Origin of the sequence: uncultured Aquimarina sp., assembly GCF_947492965.1 — a bacterium.
GTDB lineage: Bacteria > Bacteroidota > Bacteroidia > Flavobacteriales > Flavobacteriaceae > Aquimarina.
The window spans coordinates 45,421-59,907 of the sequence record NZ_CANLOZ010000002.1; the positions used below are offsets into that span (position 1 = coordinate 45,421).

Annotated in this window: 15 protein-coding genes; 5 read left to right on the forward strand and 10 right to left on the reverse strand. The window is 31.8% G+C overall.

All coding sequences use genetic code 11. From position 1 onward, the window contains the following. The first annotated feature begins 67 nt into the window (after window positions 1-67). A complete protein-coding gene (locus tag Q1B37_RS04500; protein ID WP_299895951.1) occupies window positions 68-2,182 on the forward strand; it encodes a T9SS type A sorting domain-containing protein in 2,115 nt (704 codons plus the stop codon). A 247-nt stretch (window positions 2,183-2,429) separates the two neighbouring features. Here Q1B37_RS04500 and Q1B37_RS04505 read toward each other — a convergent pair whose 3' ends face one another. Continuing rightward, window positions 2,430-2,858, reverse strand: coding sequence for a DUF1801 domain-containing protein (locus Q1B37_RS04505; protein ID WP_299895953.1), 429 nt, complete (start codon window positions 2,856-2,858; stop codon window positions 2,430-2,432). 180 nt (window positions 2,859-3,038) lie between these two features. Here Q1B37_RS04505 and Q1B37_RS04510 point away from each other — a divergent pair, with 180 nt between their 5' ends. Continuing rightward, window positions 3,039-3,893: an SPFH domain-containing protein gene (locus Q1B37_RS04510; RefSeq protein WP_299895955.1), complete on the forward strand. Its 855-nt coding sequence runs from the start codon at window positions 3,039-3,041 to the stop codon at window positions 3,891-3,893. 2 nt (window positions 3,894-3,895) lie between these two features. Continuing rightward, entirely contained in the window at window positions 3,896-4,075 is a 180-nt protein-coding gene (locus Q1B37_RS04515; protein WP_219007515.1) for an Arc family DNA-binding protein, read from the forward strand. On the opposite strand, the gene Q1B37_RS04520 is transcribed toward Q1B37_RS04515, so the two are convergent. The 8 genes from Q1B37_RS04520 to Q1B37_RS04555 all read right to left on the reverse strand — a co-directional run bounded on the left by Q1B37_RS04520 (window position 4,072) and on the right by Q1B37_RS04555 (window position 9,850). Further along, window positions 4,072-4,611 carry a hypothetical protein gene (locus Q1B37_RS04520; RefSeq protein ID WP_299895957.1) on the reverse strand — a complete coding sequence of 180 codons (540 nt, stop codon included), beginning with the start codon at window positions 4,609-4,611 and terminating at the stop codon, window positions 4,072-4,074. The genes Q1B37_RS04515 and Q1B37_RS04520 overlap by 4 nt on opposite strands. Next, on the reverse strand, window positions 4,608-5,051 hold the full coding sequence (locus tag Q1B37_RS04525) for a hypothetical protein (RefSeq protein ID WP_299895959.1): 444 nt from the start codon (window positions 5,049-5,051) through the stop codon (window positions 4,608-4,610). Before Q1B37_RS04525 ends, Q1B37_RS04520 begins: the two co-directional genes overlap by 4 nt. 47 nt (window positions 5,052-5,098) lie before the next feature. Beyond that, on the reverse strand, window positions 5,099-5,626 hold the full coding sequence (locus Q1B37_RS04530; protein WP_299895962.1) for a hypothetical protein: 528 nt from the start codon (window positions 5,624-5,626) through the stop codon (window positions 5,099-5,101). A gap of 67 nt (window positions 5,627-5,693) precedes the next feature. Then, window positions 5,694-6,401, reverse strand: a complete 708-nt coding sequence (locus Q1B37_RS04535) for a hypothetical protein (RefSeq protein ID WP_299895964.1) — start codon at window positions 6,399-6,401, stop codon at window positions 5,694-5,696. 117 nt (window positions 6,402-6,518) lie between these two features. After that, complete coding sequence (locus Q1B37_RS04540; protein ID WP_299895967.1) at window positions 6,519-6,842, reverse strand: TfoX/Sxy family protein; 324 nt, start codon at window positions 6,840-6,842, stop codon at window positions 6,519-6,521. Between the two features lie 3 nt (window positions 6,843-6,845). Next, the gene (locus Q1B37_RS04545) at window positions 6,846-7,670 is read right to left on the reverse strand and encodes an alpha/beta hydrolase-fold protein (RefSeq protein WP_299895969.1); all 825 of its coding nucleotides are present in this window, start codon (window positions 7,668-7,670) and stop codon (window positions 6,846-6,848) included. Between the two features lie 7 nt (window positions 7,671-7,677). After that, a complete protein-coding gene (locus Q1B37_RS04550; protein ID WP_299895972.1) occupies window positions 7,678-8,313 on the reverse strand; it encodes an HAD family hydrolase in 636 nt (211 codons plus the stop codon). 91 nt (window positions 8,314-8,404) lie between these two features. Continuing rightward, the gene (locus Q1B37_RS04555; RefSeq protein ID WP_299602159.1) at window positions 8,405-9,850 is read right to left on the reverse strand and encodes a TonB-dependent receptor; all 1,446 of its coding nucleotides are present in this window, start codon (window positions 9,848-9,850) and stop codon (window positions 8,405-8,407) included. Window positions 9,851-10,023: 173 nt separating this feature from the next. On the opposite strand from Q1B37_RS04555, the gene Q1B37_RS04560 reads away from it, so the two are divergent. Together Q1B37_RS04560 and Q1B37_RS04565 are read left to right on the forward strand one after the other, a co-directional pair. Next, entirely contained in the window at window positions 10,024-10,785 is a 762-nt protein-coding gene (locus tag Q1B37_RS04560; RefSeq protein ID WP_299602157.1) for an MBL fold metallo-hydrolase, read from the forward strand. A 64-nt stretch (window positions 10,786-10,849) separates the two neighbouring features. Further along, window positions 10,850-11,308: a hypothetical protein gene (locus tag Q1B37_RS04565; protein ID WP_299895975.1), complete on the forward strand. Its 459-nt coding sequence runs from the start codon at window positions 10,850-10,852 to the stop codon at window positions 11,306-11,308. Window positions 11,309-11,407: 99 nt separating this feature from the next. On the opposite strand, the gene Q1B37_RS04570 is transcribed toward Q1B37_RS04565, so the two are convergent. After that, window positions 11,408-14,275 carry an esterase-like activity of phytase family protein gene (locus Q1B37_RS04570; protein WP_299895977.1) on the reverse strand — a complete coding sequence of 956 codons (2,868 nt, stop codon included), beginning with the start codon at window positions 14,273-14,275 and terminating at the stop codon, window positions 11,408-11,410. Window positions 14,276-14,487: the final 212 nt, after the last annotated feature.

The window sequence follows — 14,487 nt, forward strand, 5'->3', positions numbered from 1 at the left end:
AGTAGAAATATTTTTGGATCATGATTTTATCACCCAAAGTTAATTATTGAGAAAAAAATTAAAACCTATGAAAAGAACTTCACTCACTCTAATTATTATTTTTTATTGTATTAATATTTATGCACAAACATCTAATTCCTTAATAAATAAATCCACTGTATTATTTACACAAGAATCAGCAGCTACTCCTTTTAATTATGATCAATATAAAGCTGATGGCATTTTTTGGGGATTTATGCCAAATGCTAGTATTGAGTCTGATGCTGCTATGAATCAATGGGTTTCAAAAGTCGAAAATCGTACTTCAAACGGTAAGTATTATTTCGGTAGAGGAGAATTTGATTGGGGATGGAAATGGATGATTGATTTTATGGATGATCCAGAATCGTATTGGGCAAAAGATCTTAATGGTAATAATATTCATTGGGGAAATGCTGCCGATAATGGAGGTACATATAATGGCCAGATACATAGTTGGATGAGTCATCAGGGACCTGATTTTTTAGAATGGTTAAAGTATCAGGTAGATAGAATGACTTTAGCACCTGTAACACATATGATGTTTGATTCACAAACATCTGCTACCAGAACTTTACATTGGTTAGGAGGAGATTTTTCTGTGCATTCGATGAATGGTTTTAGAGCATATATGAAAGATAAGTACACCACTCAGCAGCTTATGGATCAAGGGATTAATAATATTGATAATTTCAATTATCGTCAGTTTTTAATTAACAGAGGATTCACGCTTCAAACTTATAGAAATCGAGCAAATAGTATCAATGGCAATATTCCGTTATACAAAGACTTCGTTTATTTCCAACGTCAATCCCTAAATGATACAATGGAAGAGCTATTTGATTATATAGATACAATTAGACCTGGTATCGATATTGGAGCAACTACAAACGTAGTGGAACCTAGAGGGTTTGTTTTCTCCGATCGATTAACATATCTAGCAGGAGAATATGGTCATCCTCATGATCCGGCGACAAGTCCCTCTACAGAGCCACTATTACATTATAAAGCTGCTGAAGCTCTTGATAAAACTTTGATATATTTTCCATATCCAGATGCATTTCAGGCGTTGTATAATAGAAATTCTCCTAGACAAGCCCGAGCATGGATTGCACAAGCATATGCAACAGGTTCTATTTTTACAATTCCAGGTAGAGTATGGATAGGAGGAAGCAATACTTGGGATACTGGTTGGGAAAATTTTGCAGATTTATACGCATTTGTTCATGATCATAGTGATTTATTTGATGATTATCAGGCAGTGTCGAACGTAGCTCTTGCGTATTCTGTATACGCTTCTTTATTAGAAGGCGGAATGTCCGGCAGTTCGAATGCTCGTCAAACACTTGATTATTTAGTAACAAGAAATATTTCATTTGATCTAAAAATATTCGGGGATCCTGATCAACCTATAAGTCCTTCTGCTTCAGAATTATCGCAATATGATGTGGTAGTACATGATAGTGATATTCAATATTTAACGACAGAGCAAAATTCAACTATTAATTCTAGTGGTACTAATATAGTTTCTATGAATAATTCAGGAGATATACTTGGACTTACTTCATGGAAAATTAATGTTTTAAGTAATAATCAGTGGGTCAATTATTTAATTTCTGCCTTGCCAAGAAAGTCTTCTAATGATCCTGATGCGCCTTATGTGTTGCATTTAGTCAACAGAAAATATGATGCTTCTAATGATGCTGCTCAAGCCCATAATGATATTTCTGTGCAAATTCCATCTGCTGTTTTCCCAAATGCTATTGTAGGAGCAAAACTTCATATTCCTGGTAAGCAATCTGTGGATCTTTCTGTACAAACAGATAATTCTGGAAATATCACTTTAGATATCGGTACTTTTGATTCATGTTGGGGTGTGGTAGAATTGGTTCATGATAATACTCTATCTAATGAGGATATTGAGTTTAATGAGGAAATAGTTTCCTTTTATCCAAATCCAGCAAATACTTCTATTTATATTAAAAATTTCAGTTCCTTAGATATTTCATCCGTAGATATTTATGATATGCAAGGAAAGAAAATAATCAGTAAAAAATTAGAATCAAGGGAAATAGACGTGTCTTCTTTAACAAAAGGTGTCTATTTGTTAAAAATAAAGAATAATTCAGGTGATAGGGTGGTTAAAAAATTAATTAAAAATTAACCTTTACAACTTCGAGCCATATGTACTAGACATATGGCTTTCTTTGTTCTAGAAGCGTCAATGTTCCAAGGATCTCCTCGCCAGTAAAACATAAACAGTTTGAAAACGAGAGAAGTTATTTGAATATTCTTTGAATGTTCTGTGAACTTTATTGATGAGATTTCTATAGATTCCATTATAAAGTGATGAATATTTAAAGTCTAAAAACATTTTCCTATCGAATTATCATCAACTTGCTCTGGCGGATCTACATGCCTAAAGTTGGTAAATGTTTTACAGAATGATATTGTAAGGCAGCCATTATACAGCTTTTGAGCTCTGGTTCAGGAATTTTAAAATCTAAAGGAAAAACAATGGCTCTATTTCCTTCAAACTGAAAAGTGTCTTTATAAACTACTCTAAAGGTGGTAACTAGTTTGCTAGTGCATTGAAAATACATTGCATATTGATCAGGTGCGCCTTTTTTCCAATCTATTCTGATGGTACTTCCTTTCTTGGTTAAGAAGCTTGGTTCTCCCCATTTTAGGGTTTCTTCTATATTAGATATTCCTTCTATTTCTTTTGCGGTCTTAATTATCAAGTTTCTAAGATCCATAATTTTTGGGTGAATATGATTGGGATATGAATCATACACCGATTGTACTTTTGGATTTACTTGGATATTAAATGCGGCCATTTGTTTATAAACCTGTCTTATGTTTTAGAGGCTCTAAGTTATGTAAATAATTATTTCATTCTTATAATACTTTCTAAGAATTTGAATGTGATAATCGCGCTAGTTTTACCTGTGTTATCATCTGTGATTTTCAAAATTCAAATAAATTTAGTATTATTGTGATATCAAAATAATATCATTATGAATAAAGAGACTAAAATTAAGGCAACGAATGGATATGTAATGCTTATAGTACTGCTAGTATTTATTGTAGGTACGATAGTAGGTTTGGTAACAATGGATAATCCATTATTTTTAATCTTTATAATACCGATTATATTGATAGCTAAAGGTTTTTTTATAGTGAATCCAAATAGTTCTAAAGTGTTGGTGTTGTTTGGAGCTTATAAAGGAACCGTTAGAGATAATGGTTTCTTTTGGGCAAATCCTTTTTTTAGTCGTCAGAAAATTTCATTAAGAGCTAGAAACTTTGATAGTGAACGTGTAAAGGTGAATGATAAAATCGGAAACCCCATCATGATCAATGTAATTTTGGTCTGGCAGGTTGCAGATACTTATAAATCAGCTTTTGATGTGGATAATTATGAAGAGTTTGTAAAGGTTCAAACCGATGCTGCTGTTCGTAAATTGGCAGGATCCTATCCATATGATAATTTCGATGATGAGCAAGCTGAATTTACACTTAGATCGGGTATGGATGAAGTAAATGAAGCTTTAGAAAACGAAGTTACCGAACGTTTAGCAATTGCAGGTATAAAAGTGATGGAAGCTAGAATTGGATATTTAGCATATGCACCAGAGATTGCAAGTTCTATGTTAAAAAGACAACAAGCTGTTGCTATTGTAGCAGCTAGAAAGAAAATAGTAGAAGGAGCGGTAGGTATGGTAGAAGATGCGTTGCAAAAATTGTCTACGGATAACATCATAGACTTTGATGATGATAAAAAAGCTTCTATGGTAAGTAATTTAATGGTAGTTTTATGCGGTGATAAAGAAGTTGTTCCGGTAGTAAATGCTGGAACTCTAAATTCTTAATTGTGAGTAAAAGAAAATCATTCGTACTAAGAATAGACCCAGAAATGTTTAAGCAGATCGAAAAATGGGCAGATGATGAATTTCGTAGTGTGAACGGACAGATAGAATGGATGATCAATAAAAGCTTAAAAGAGGCTAAAAGACTACCCAAAAAACGAAAAGATGAAAGTGATGATTCTTAATGAGTTGTCACTTTTCGTTTTTTCATTAGGCTAAACGAACTAAGTCTAAATTTATCTTGATTTGTAATTTTACAACGTTTTAAAAAATTGTCATAATCTTCATCTTCATTTTCTTCAAGATGAAACCCAAGCACAACGCCACTTTGTAATTCGATATTTACTGCAGATTCTACAATATGACATTTCTTTTTATGGAAGTCTATATGAGCTTTATTCAATTCAGAAATTACATTTGAAAGGTTTAATTTATCAAGATTTCCCATAAACCATTTCTTTAATTCTAAAGAATTTCCTCCATCTAGATCATCTATATAATCTGAGAAAATTAAGAACAACTCATCTTTGTTAAAGTGTAGTTCTATGTTTCCATACCTCCAAATTGGATCTCTATAAATATCAGGGTTTTCATCAAACCCATCTGGATCTGGAAAATTATGTATGATCCATTCTTTAGTCTTTCCTAATTTTAGAAAATCAAATTTTCCTGTTTTAAAAAAAATCTCGAAATCAATTATTATTTTGTCCTTTAGCTTCATAATTGAATGCTATTTTTTTTAAATATTCTTAATCTTTTGATCCAAAATATTTTAGAGTTGAAAAATTGAAGGCATGTTTTGATAACTCGGTCTGTTTTGTCTCTTGGTGATTTTGATATAAATCTTGCCTTAGAGTTATTAAAATCTAAAGAATATTTTTCGTTTATGTCCTTTTTTTTATCTGCAAAAAAATGAACTACATTTTTTTCTATTTTCCATGTGCCTTTTCCGTAGATATTTACCTCGTTAGGAATTCCTTGAGAATTATTGGAATAAGAATGAAAGAAAAAGGTTCCATCTTCTTTCAGAGACAGCTTATATTCTATATGATGCTTTTCTTGTTTACCCAGAGTAATTATGTAATCTCCAACCACTTGATTTGTTTGTGCTAGTGATATAATGCTCAACAACAATAAAGACAATGTAATAATGGTTTTCATCTTTTTTTAATTTTTTTCGATGCTTTGATTTTAATAGTTCTTTCAAATTAAAAACTAAATTCTAGAACAACAATTCGCTTATGAAAATAATTGTTGAAATTTGGATTAGAGTTCAAAATTCCATTAACAAATAATTCATTTTGCATCATACCAACTGCCTTTCGTTTTTCTCTATATACTTTTATCAAAGGGTCTGGTTTTTTAATACTAAATAGAGCCTGAATGTATTTTCCGGTAGTGTTAACTGTTAAGCCTGAATCGGAGGCTTTGCTATAAATATCATCCCACAATCCACTTTTATGAAATTCTAAATTTGTTTTATCAGATTTAAAATTAAACTTTTCTGGATGAGTAGGTGGTTTAGAAATTAAGTCCTTTAAATACTGTGTGTAACCTTTTTCAGTGGATAACTTTGGATAAATCTTTTTTAGATTCTTTTCGAAATCAGAAACTAATAAATCCAGAGCTTTGGTTTCTTTAGCTCCCAGGACTTTTTCAAATTCTACAATATTCTCTTTGTTTTGGGAACAACTTAAGGTTACAATAGAAATAAGAATAAAAATGTAGTTTTTCATGTAGAGTATATCGTTGCTAGTATGTTGCGTCTGCCTTGCTAAGGCCGCATATGCAATATATAATGTGTTATGGTATGTTTTTTATTTCGTTTAATTTTCCTTCTTTAAAAACAAATTGAATACAGTCACCTCCAATTAAGTCAGTACAGTATTCAATTGTATCCGTCATTTTGATCAATTCAGGACTTATTTTAATTGAATTTTCAGAAGACCATTTTTCTTTTGATATTCCAATTGTCTCTGGAAATTCAATACCACCTCCAACAAATGATAGTTTATTTTTATTATTCTTGTAAAGTATCATATCAAAGCCATATTTCAGTCCAATCTTTTGTAATTCTTTATTACTGAACATTTGGTAAGGTAAACCTTGTTTATCGTAATGCTCAGAATACTCGTCTGTTTTAGTAGCGGAAATGACTTTGTATTGATCTGAGATGTTAAAAGTCATATCATAAATTACTAGAGAATCAATAACTTTTGTTTTAGTATAAAATTTAGACATCCCTTTAAATTGATGAGCAACTTTATATTTGAAATCAAGTCCATTTATAATCTCTAATTTACTCCAACTAATAGGTTGATATGCGCCAGAATCTTTCAACCAATCTTTAGTGATAAAATACTTAATAGAAACTTTGGCCTTGTTTAGATTTTCTAAATCCAAACCTTCATTTTGTTCACTTAAGTCTGGTTTAGCGAGATCTTTCTTTTTACTTTGATTTTTACAGGAGATTATAAGTGTCAATATTAATAATATTTTAAATGTTTTCATTTAGTAATTTACTCTAACGTTATTATAACTATCATTGTGCACTTAATTGTTATACTTATTGTTCAATTTTATCCTTATACTTGATGCTTTAGAGGTTCAATAGTATTTAAGAATTTTTCATCTTTTTCTCTTCGGTTTTGGCTCAGGTAGTTCTTTAATGGTAATACTCACTAGTTCGCTTAACCAATCAGAATCCTCTATTTTTTCTTCGATCAAGAAACTTGGTTTGGCTCCAGGATAGGGAGGAGCCTCCACGATATTTCCAATAAAATCTCTTCCTGATGTAGTAGGTTTTATAAATAGTTTATTATCACAAATAAGACCAAACATTTTACCGTCAGCATATACTCCATATTCTCCAAACATCTTTTTTGCAATTATTTCTCCAGTATTTTTGATTTGTCCTACTACAAAATCTACAAAGTTTTGATCAGAAGCCATTTTTTATTTTTTAGGTTTGAATATTTTTTCGAAAGCGTTATAAACTGCTAAATGTAATGCATCTCCATGATTTTGCTTTTCGAAAAATTCGTAATATAATTCGGTATTATCGTTCTGTAGTAACTTCAGTTTGTCATATAATTCTTTAGCAACTCTTTTCATAATTTTCCCTTCTTCACCAACAGCAATATAAATTGATTTTTCAGAGTTATAAGGTGTAGGAACATATGTAAGTAACGATTCATCATCCCACCATAAACTAGGACTTGTAATGATATAGTTGTCGAAAAGATTAGGTTTTTTAAATAAAATTTCTGTTGCCAAAAGTCCGCCTAAGGATTGTCCTATGATAGTTTTAGTAGCAGTTGTCTTGTATTTTTTCTCTATGAAAGGTTGTAATTCTTTTTCAATAAAATTGATAAAATTTTCTGATCCACCTGTAGTAGGAAAATCCTCTTTGTCTTTTTTATTATTAGTAGGATAGGTAAAATCTCTTTTTCTATCTACATTGGCTATACCAACTACAATAGATTCTGGGATCATGCGAATCCAGGAGAATGAACCAAATTGTACGAGACCTGATATATGAATAAAATCTTCATCTATAGAACCATCTAATAGATAAATTACAGGATATGTTTTTATAGAATCTTTAGAGTATTTATGAGGTACATAAATATTCAGTACTCTTTTTTCTTTTAGAATTTTTGATTCAAATTCGATTTTTTCTCCAATTGAAAGTGGAGTAGTAGTATGCTTATTTTGAGCTAAAACTATATTGCTAAGGAGGCAGCATATGAATGTTATAAAAATATTTTGAATCTTCATTTGTGCTTTATTTCTGTAAATTGATGTAACTAGGTTTTAGGTGTTTTCTTATTTCATTTAGGTTTTTTATTTCATATTTATTTGAAATCTCAGTATTTCGATTAATTTTTAAGTAATTCCACTTCATGTTTTTAGCACCTATGATATCAGACTTAAGCGAATCACCAATCATGAGTATTTCAGAAGCTTTGTTCTTTGTGATTTTTTCAACCTCCTGAAAAATTTCTTTATTCGGTTTTAAAATACCATAATCACAGGAGAAAATTACCTTCTCAAAATATTGATTCAGATTGTTTGTGAAAAATGGTTCCTTGTATGGTGAGGCTAAATTGGAAATTAAAAATAACCTATAATCATTTTTTAGATCTTCGAGAACTCCAAAAGTCTCTTTGTACACATGTATTGAATTTAATTCTTGTTCAAGAATAGAAAAATTTTGACTATATAAAAAACTAAAATCCTCAGGTAACATATTTTTTAAGTTGCCAATATCGTTTTTCATTATACATTGGAGATATGCTGAAATCTTTAACCCAAAACCATTTTTTGACTTTTTAAAAAGCTGTAGAAAGAAATGATTTTGTTGTGTAATTTCGATCAAAGTATTGTATAAATCAAAGACGATGATTTTGGTGTTATTCATTTTTTTATTAGGTATAAAAACAAATAGCTACCTCAAAAGGTAGCTATTTGTTGTTTTCTATGAATAGAAATTCATTTGATCATCAATATAATTAAACGGTCTCTGTTTCTTTATATCCAAAGAAATTATTCTCCTTAATCATTTCTGGAATAAGTTCTGGTAGTTGTTCTTCCCAACCAGATTCTCCGTCTTGTATTTTTTGTAAAACTTCTCTGGAGAAAATATCCATAATCGTAGGATCATAGTCTACAATATCTTGCAGTTTACCATTATATTTAAAGAACTTGTATAATTCCTTCATTCTTGGATGTACTTTCAGATTTTCACTGGTTGTAAGCTCTCCTGTCTTTGGATTTTTAAGAGGGTAGAGGTATACTTTCAGATCCTTGAAGAACAATTTTCCAAAAGCTTCCAAAATACCACCACTTAAGTGTCGATAATATTTTTCGTCAAAAATATCTACTAGATTGTTTACCCCCATAGATAAAGCCATTCGTTCTTTGGTATAATTGGAGAAATACTCTACAACTTTATAATATTCCTGGAAGTTGGAGATCATTACCGTTTGTCCTAATGAGCATAACAACCTGGCTCTAGACATAAAATCTTCTTCATCGATTTCTCCTTCTGCTCTTAGGTTAGAAAGTGTAATTTCAAAAATTTCTATGGTTTTATTCTTATTTACCTTATTCTCATTAAGAAACATGTTTAATGATTTCTTGTAAATATCCATGTTTACTTTGGTCACTGGTCTAAAACTACCGCGAAGTGCTAGAATGTTCTTTTTGTATAATACAGCTGCTGGTAAAACGTTATTACCATCAGGACCAAACATTACAGCTTCGGTCATTCCATTTTTAACCAATTGTAAACTCATCAATCGGTTATCTACTTTCTTAAATCTCGGACCAGAGAAATTAATGGTATCAATTTCGATTTGATCTTTATCTAAATGATCGTATAAATATCGAAGTAATTTTTTTGGATTATCATACTTATAGTAGGCTCCGTAAATTAAATTTACTCCTAATATACCAAGTGTCATCTGTTGTAACTTGGCATCATTTTCATGAAAACGAATATGAAGAATAATCTCATTATAATCTTCATCTGGTTTCGTTTGATATCTGATACCTACCCATCCATGACCTTTATACTTTTTTGCAAAGTCAATAGTAGCAACAGTATTGGCGTAACTAAAAAATAATTTGTTTGGATGTTTTTCTCTACTGATACGTTGTTCGACTAATTTTACTTCATGCTTCAGCATTTTCTTTAACCGTGCTTCTGTCACATATCGTTTATCATCTTCGATTCCGTAGATAGCATCACTAAAGTCTTTGTCATAAGCACTCATGGCTTTCGCGATAGTACCTGAAGCACCACCAGCTCTAAAGAAATTACGTACAGTTTCTTGTCCGGCACCAATCTCAGCGAAGGTACCATATATATTGGCATTTAAATTAATTCGTAAGGCTTTACTTTTAATTGAAGGGACAGACTCAAATTCTTTGTCTCCCATAATCGTAATAGGCATAGCAAAATGGGCTTTTTTTGTTTAACGTAAAGTTACTAATAGATTAAGGATTATTAAAAAAAAGTGAACGTAATTTTTCGCATTTTATAATTGATATAAATAATAACTGTAGAAATGAATTACTTTTGGCGCAAAAAAATTATAAGTACATTTGCTTGTACGCATAGTTAAATATGGAAATTACATTTCTTGGAACCGGAACATCACAAGGAATTCCAATCATAGGAAGCACACATCCTGTATGTTTAAGTGAAGATCAAAAAGATAAAAGATTACGAGTATCTGTACTTGTATCTTGGGATAAATATCAGTATGTAATTGATTGTGGTCCTGATTTTAGACAACAGATGCTAGCCAATAAGGTAACACGAATTGATGGAATTCTTTTTACACACGAACATGCAGACCATACTATGGGAATGGATGATATACGCCCATTCTTTTTTAGACAAGGTGATATTCCAGTATATGCGCATAAACGAGTATTAGAAGCTTTAAGAGAAAGATTTAGTTATATATTTTCTTCAGAAAATAAATATCCAGGAGCACCCAGTGTTATAGAAAATGAACTAACTAACCAACCATTTTCACTGGGTAACCTGGATGTGATGCCCATTGATCTTATGCATAATAGATTGCAAGTTTTTGGATTTAGATTTAAAGATTTTGCTTATCTAACAGATATGAAAACGATCGAGAAAGAAGAAACCGAAAAATTAAAAGGAGTAAAGGTGTTAGTGGTTAATGCACTTCGAATAGAACCACATCATTCTCATTTTAATTTAGATGAAGCTTTGGCATTTATAGAAGAAGTAAAGCCCGAGAGAGCATATCTCACACATATTAGTCATATGTTAGGCTTTCATGAAGAAGTACAAAAACAACTCCCCAAAAATGTATTTTTGGCTTACGATAATTTAAAAATTACCATTTAATATGCGAAGTAGAATATTTCTATACCTATTTATTTTTTCTGTCTTGTTCGTTTTATTTCAGTTCATGAATGCGAAAAAAGCCAAAGAATCTTACGATGGTAAGATTGAGAATCTAATGGCTACAATAGCAGAAAAGGATAAAGAAATTGGAACTAAAAATCTAGAAAGAGATTCGTTGATAGATCGTGTTTTAGAACTTACTTATTTTTCTTTGGAAAGTGATGAAGAAGCAATCAATTATTTCGAAGAACAAGGTTATGATGCAGAAAAACTGGAATTAACGATTAGTGACCAAATTATAGCTCAAAACAAAGCTGGAGCGGATAATCCAATAGTTCCTTATGCAGGAATGGAAGGAAACATGGCAATTAATAAGGTGCGATTGCTAAATCATAAATGGATTATCGCAGATTTTACCGATGGAGTGTATTGGGGGCAATTATTTATTATTTACGATGTACGTAAGGATGGAGTAGTGGATTTTGAAGTAGCACAATCCTTTTTATATCCTAGAAGCCAATAAGAAACAAAAAGAAACAAAAAGAAAATTACAAATAGAAAAAGACCTGTTCATAATAAACAGGTCTTTTTTGGTTTTAGCAAGTTGGTTAATATATTAGATTTATTTTTTTACAAGTTTTTTCTTAATGAATTCACCATCCACTTCTATAATGGCAAAGTAAATTCCTGTAGCTATTGTAGCACCTCCGTCGGATAATGCATCCCAGGTATATTCAAAACCATTCTCATTAATATTAGGAGTATTATCTACTCTTTTTACAAGATTTCCTGCTACATCATAAATATCAATCGCTACAGATTTGATGTCATTTTTTGCATACTCAAAAGTTACCTTATTTGTAAATGTATTTGGGTATGCTTTAAAATCATCATTTTGAAGTCTTGAGGTGGTGTTTTCTTTCGTATACCACGGCATTCCTAATCGTTGATCTAACCATAATAGGATAAACTCATTATCATCTGGTAATCCTTCGCCCACATGTCTTCCTACACTAAATGGATAGTTGTTGTCATTTAATACTCCAATAAGGAAGGGGTTAAATACTACTACACTCTCTATAGTAACAAATGGGAAAGCAAAATCTCTTCCAATTCCTACATCACCGGGTAATCCTGGTTCGGAAATTCTTCTAGGGTCTCTTATTTTTAATAGATCAACGTTTAATCTCTTTTGTACTAAAGTAGAATCTTGATCTAATTCGATTTCATAAATGGCTTTAAAACCTTCTAAATCTCCTTGAGAACCATCTCTTTCAATGATTAACCCTCTTGTTCCACTAAACATTATGAAATCACCAATAGCAGTTGCTCTTTCGTTCAGCGGATATTCATATTTGTTATTTGTGTATGATTTACTTGCAAGATCAAATTCGTGAATCAATAAGTTATTAGATTCACTACCTTCTAATGGTTTTTCTAATAATGGTAGTAATTTTGTATTGTCAGTGGTTAAAGCCATTCCTTCAAAACCACCACTTTGTTTTACATTAAAAGGTGTATCTAATTTTGTTACTCTATATGGCCAGTACATTCCTGCTAACCATGGAGTGTTTTCACCATTTTGATCCTGAAGATTTGTTCCATCACCAGCATCTCCTACTTTTGGAAAATCACCAAATAAACAAACTGTTCTAATAGAAGGATATTGCTTTTGGGAGATCAGTAAAGTTCTAAAGTCAAAACTTTGAATATCTGCACGATCCTCTAAATTATTGGCTACTATAATATCTGCGATCGCTTGTGTAAATGTTTCCGGATCTACAGTTCTTTCTGCGAATACATCTCCACGATCATCTACATCAGTTCTTGGGTTTATTTTAGTTTCTATGTTGAAACGAACTTTAGACGCGTTTTTCCATCGTCTAGTAGCATCTGGTGTTGATGCTCCGGCACCATTTTTATAATACTCCACATAAAACTCAACAAAATCAAATAGTTGTTGCAAAGAAGGCATGATATAAGGATCGATAAATCCTCTTTCATTAGCAAAAGCTACAGATACAGGAGATAAGGCTAGATCATTTGTTTGTACAGGTCTACCAGCTAATATTTTGTCTGCAATAAAAGTATTTTGAATTTCAGCTAGCGTAAGATCTTTTACTAATACTTCATCCTCAAATTCATAAGGAGTTCCATCTGCTTTTCTTGTTTTTGCAGCTTCGATATGTGGATCATGATCCAAAACAGGAACTCTATCTAAGGTAATTCCGCAATCCGTTTCTAAAGTAGGCATTAAGTAATCTAATGCAGCTTCCATAGAAGGTAAAGTGTTTTCAGGGCGTAAGTTTCTAGCTCCACGATGTCCTTGAGCATCAAAAAGATTTACATCGATCAGTCCTTCTTCATCTAAATAGTCAGAACTTCCGTCTTGGTTTTTATCAAAATTTTGAACTGCTTCTAATAATAAGTCAGGACGATCCGAAATAATACCTTGCAGATCTAGATCTAATAGTCGATTCATGTTCTCAGAATCATTAACAGTATATACAACAACAGGGTGTCCAGCTCTGTTTAAAGAAGAAACATTAAATAATTCGCTAGAAGCCTCTGATAATCCATTTGGAGGAGTAGTTCTACTTCCTACCAATGTATTCGTATCATTATCATCTAACATTACAAACCAAGGAGACATTACTGGTGCTTTACTACCATTAGCTTGTGCATGTGAACGCATTGCATTCATAATTCTAATAGCACTAGCTTCTTCGCTAAAAGGATTTTGTGGAGCTCTTAATTCTTTGCCAGGATTGTCTAAATCAGGTAGCGCATAAGGTGCATCTAATAAGACACCATTCTTATCAAAATGCAGTAAGAATGGACCAAACTCATCACCAATCCAGTAGTCGCCATTAGCTGTTCTCTGAATAGATTCGATATCAAAATCAGCACCTGTAAGTATTCTTTCATCACTAAAGTGGTTGGTAATAGCAAAAGGAATCAATCCATTAGGATCTCTTAATTCGATAAAATCAAGCACTTGGATATCTCCTTCACCTCTTCCAAAGAACGTTTCAAATCTAGGTCTAATTTTGTATAATCGTAAGTTATAGTCTGCAGAGTTTTCAATGCTACCAAAACCATTATCAGACATCGCAGTGAATGTTCCGTCGAAGTTATTTAGTACAGCAGAGAAACCCTGAATCGGTTGTTTACCTGTAAATGGAAGTTCTTGTTGGTTGATTGGACCATTTCCAATAAATAAACCAGAAGTTGGTCCTTCAGAAAAGCTAGACGCGTCTAATACTGCTCGCGAGAATAATAGATCTCCAAAATTTCTGAAGGATCTACCTTGACCTTTGGCGTAAACTTCTTTACCGTAATGATTATCTTTTGGAAGATCAAAGGATGGTTTGGTTTCGTCTTTTTGTTTTTGAGCAAAAGTTGAAAAAGAGAAAAGTAAGCCTAAACAAGCTGAAACACATAGTGTTTTCTTGAATCTACTTACCATAGAGTAAGAATGATTTTTCATGTGTGATACGATTAAGATTAAATTGGTTATTAATACCCTAAAAGTATAGTTTCGGTATTACCAAAATGTTTAGTGTATCTCAAGAAATGTTTAGCTTAAGGTTAGGTGTTTTATATTACTGTATAAGTGTATGAATACGCTTACTTTTAAGGAACAGCTTGTCTATTGGTATAACGAAAACGTTGTAGTAATCTGTTGTGATTTTTGTTGCG

Excerpts from the sequence above, each read along its gene's own strand:
- Q1B37_RS04570 (WP_299895977.1), bottom strand. The coding sequence starts at position 14,275 with ATGAAAAATCATTCTTACTCTATGGTAAGTAGATTCAAGAAAACACTA.
- Q1B37_RS04540 (WP_299895967.1), bottom strand. The coding sequence starts at position 6,842 with ATGGCTTCTGATCAAAACTTTGTAGATTTTGTAGTAGGACAAATCAAA.
- Q1B37_RS04545 (WP_299895969.1), bottom strand. The coding sequence starts at position 7,670 with ATGAAGATTCAAAATATTTTTATAACATTCATATGCTGCCTCCTTAGC.
- Q1B37_RS04555 (WP_299602159.1), bottom strand. The coding sequence starts at position 9,850 with ATGCCTATTACGATTATGGGAGACAAAGAATTTGAGTCTGTCCCTTCA.
- Q1B37_RS04500 (WP_299895951.1), top strand. The coding sequence starts at position 68 with ATGAAAAGAACTTCACTCACTCTAATTATTATTTTTTATTGTATTAAT.
- Q1B37_RS04565 (WP_299895975.1), top strand. The coding sequence starts at position 10,850 with ATGAATGCGAAAAAAGCCAAAGAATCTTACGATGGTAAGATTGAGAAT.
- Q1B37_RS04505 (WP_299895953.1), bottom strand. The coding sequence starts at position 2,858 with ATGGCCGCATTTAATATCCAAGTAAATCCAAAAGTACAATCGGTGTAT.
- Q1B37_RS04550 (WP_299895972.1), bottom strand. The coding sequence starts at position 8,313 with ATGAATAACACCAAAATCATCGTCTTTGATTTATACAATACTTTGATC.
- Q1B37_RS04510 (WP_299895955.1), top strand. The coding sequence starts at position 3,039 with ATGAATAAAGAGACTAAAATTAAGGCAACGAATGGATATGTAATGCTT.
- Q1B37_RS04560 (WP_299602157.1), top strand. The coding sequence starts at position 10,024 with ATGGAAATTACATTTCTTGGAACCGGAACATCACAAGGAATTCCAATC.
- Q1B37_RS04535 (WP_299895964.1), bottom strand. The coding sequence starts at position 6,401 with ATGAAAACATTTAAAATATTATTAATATTGACACTTATAATCTCCTGT.
- Q1B37_RS04520 (WP_299895957.1), bottom strand. The coding sequence starts at position 4,611 with ATGAAGCTAAAGGACAAAATAATAATTGATTTCGAGATTTTTTTTAAA.
- Q1B37_RS04530 (WP_299895962.1), bottom strand. The coding sequence starts at position 5,626 with ATGAAAAACTACATTTTTATTCTTATTTCTATTGTAACCTTAAGTTGT.
- Q1B37_RS04525 (WP_299895959.1), bottom strand. The coding sequence starts at position 5,051 with ATGAAAACCATTATTACATTGTCTTTATTGTTGTTGAGCATTATATCA.